Origin of the sequence: Trichocoleus sp. FACHB-90 (assembly GCF_014695505.1) — a bacterium.
GTDB lineage: Bacteria > Cyanobacteriota > Cyanobacteriia > Cyanobacteriales > FACHB-T130 > Funiculus > Funiculus sociatus.
In genome coordinates this window covers 1-1,798 of the sequence record NZ_JACJOK010000001.1, presented here as the reverse complement: position 1 = coordinate 1,798, position 1,798 = coordinate 1, and the positions used below count along the sequence as shown (strand labels likewise).

2 protein-coding genes are annotated in these 1,798 nt (G+C 44.0%); both read left to right on the top strand.

Annotation, left to right across the window (positions count from 1 at the left end):
• The first annotated feature begins 97 nt into the window (after positions 1-97).
• The gene (locus H6F74_RS00010; RefSeq protein WP_190434437.1) at positions 98-526 is read left to right on the top strand and encodes an ATP/GTP-binding protein; all 429 of its coding nucleotides are present in this window, start codon (positions 98-100) and stop codon (positions 524-526) included.
• Between the two features lie 213 nt (positions 527-739).
• Positions 740-1,597, top strand: coding sequence for a DUF4388 domain-containing protein (locus tag H6F74_RS00005; RefSeq protein ID WP_190434435.1), 858 nt, complete (start codon positions 740-742; stop codon positions 1,595-1,597).
• Positions 1,598-1,798: the final 201 nt, after the last annotated feature.

Here is a 1,798-nt window from a genome sequence, read left to right as displayed (position 1 = left end):
ACGAAGAGGTTATGGGTTTAGAAACTTCAACAATTTCAAATTAAGAAGTTTTCTGACTTGGCATTTTGCCAGCTAGTTTCAGTTTATTTTACATACTATGTTCGGTAGAGCCGAAAAAACGACGGTTGCTTTAGATTTTGGTCGGCTGAACTTTGGTTCTGATATGGTTTTGCACCTTTATGGTACGCCTGGTCAGGCAAGATTTGATTTTATGTGGGATTTGTTAATTCGCAGATCCCATGCTTACATCCTGCTGGTAGACGCTCATCGTCCTAGCGATTTTCGGGCGGCTCGTCAGCTTCTAGCTTTCATGAAAGCGCGAGTGCAAATCCCTATGCTGATTGGTTTAACTCATATGGACTGTCCGGGAGCTTGGCAACAGGAGGATGTAGCGATCGCGCTGGGATACATTAATCACAAAGATCGACCGCCTATGGTCTCTGTAAACGCAACCCAAAAAAGTTCGGTAATTCAGGCTTTGTTGGTTCTGCTCCAGCACTTAATTTACGACTCGGCTGTTCGATAAACTGTATTAAAAGTAAGAATTTAATTAGTAGTATTTCAATAAGTCAAATAAAAAACTATTTTATTAACTTTTTTATACTACTCATAAGGGAAAATGTAACGAAAAGTATAGTTTGATGAATATGGTTCAGAGATTTAACTATTATTTAAGCTAATACCCGCAGTAGAAGGCGCTCAAGCTGGTATTTAAACGGTCTGCTGAAATAGGAAAACTATGGCGGTTACTGGTTATTTAGCAGAATTTTCCTTGCCTGAACTTTTTCAGTTCCTCGATCAAGGACACAAGACGGGATTGTTGACGATTAATGGTTTAAGTGTAGATCGGAACCGAAACTCGCAATCCCACTACATCTGGGTGCATGAAGGGCGCATTGTAGCGGCTGCTGCAAGCCTGGATGAAAAAGGTTTACTCTCAATGATTTCCCAGCGGGGTTGGTTGAGCGATCGCGTTGTCTCCCGACTCGCTCAAGTTTTCTCGAATAAAACACCGATGGGGCTATGCCTGAAATCTCACGGACTTCTGGAAGCCGAACAACTGAAAGTGCTGTTCAAAAGCCAGGTATTGCGGCGAGTGTGTGCATTGTTCCAGCTACAGGATGGACAGTTTGAATTTCAAACCAAAGTTCCTTTGCCCTTAGCAGAAATGACAGGTTTGAGCGTACCAGCAACAGAAGCAACCCTGATGAGTTTGCGGGCGCTACGAGACTGGACGGCACTAAAAGATAAACTACCTGCCCCTACTTCTGGCTTGACAAGCGTAATTACAGGGCAACCGCGCTTCCGGCTAGATGCCCTAGAGTGGCAAGTGTGGGAGTTTGCCAAAGGGACAGTTTCCCTAGAAGCGATCGCGCAGCAACTCCGGCTACCTGTGGAGAAAGTGCAGCAAGCTGCCTTCCGCTTAAGCGTCCTCAGCTTAGCAGAAGAAGTGCCACTGATTGCCCCATCTCGCGCACAGCTAAAGGATAATTCCGTAGTAGCTGTACCAGAACTAATACAGGAGTCTGTTACCAAGGGAAGCGTCAGTCAGTCGTTTCTGCAAAATTTGGTGAGTTTCCTACGCAGTAAAGTTTAAAAATTTAGTAACTAACTCTCTGACCTCTCTCCAAACCTCTCTCCTACAAGGAGAGAGGCTTTGATTCTTACTCCCCTTCCCTTGTAGGCTATCCATTAGTCACATCTTTCTTAACAAAGGTACAAACAAGATAGAGAAGGGATTTCAGAGAAACCAGTAGGTAGAGGTCTTGACACTTCAACAAGTATATGAACTAAAAAG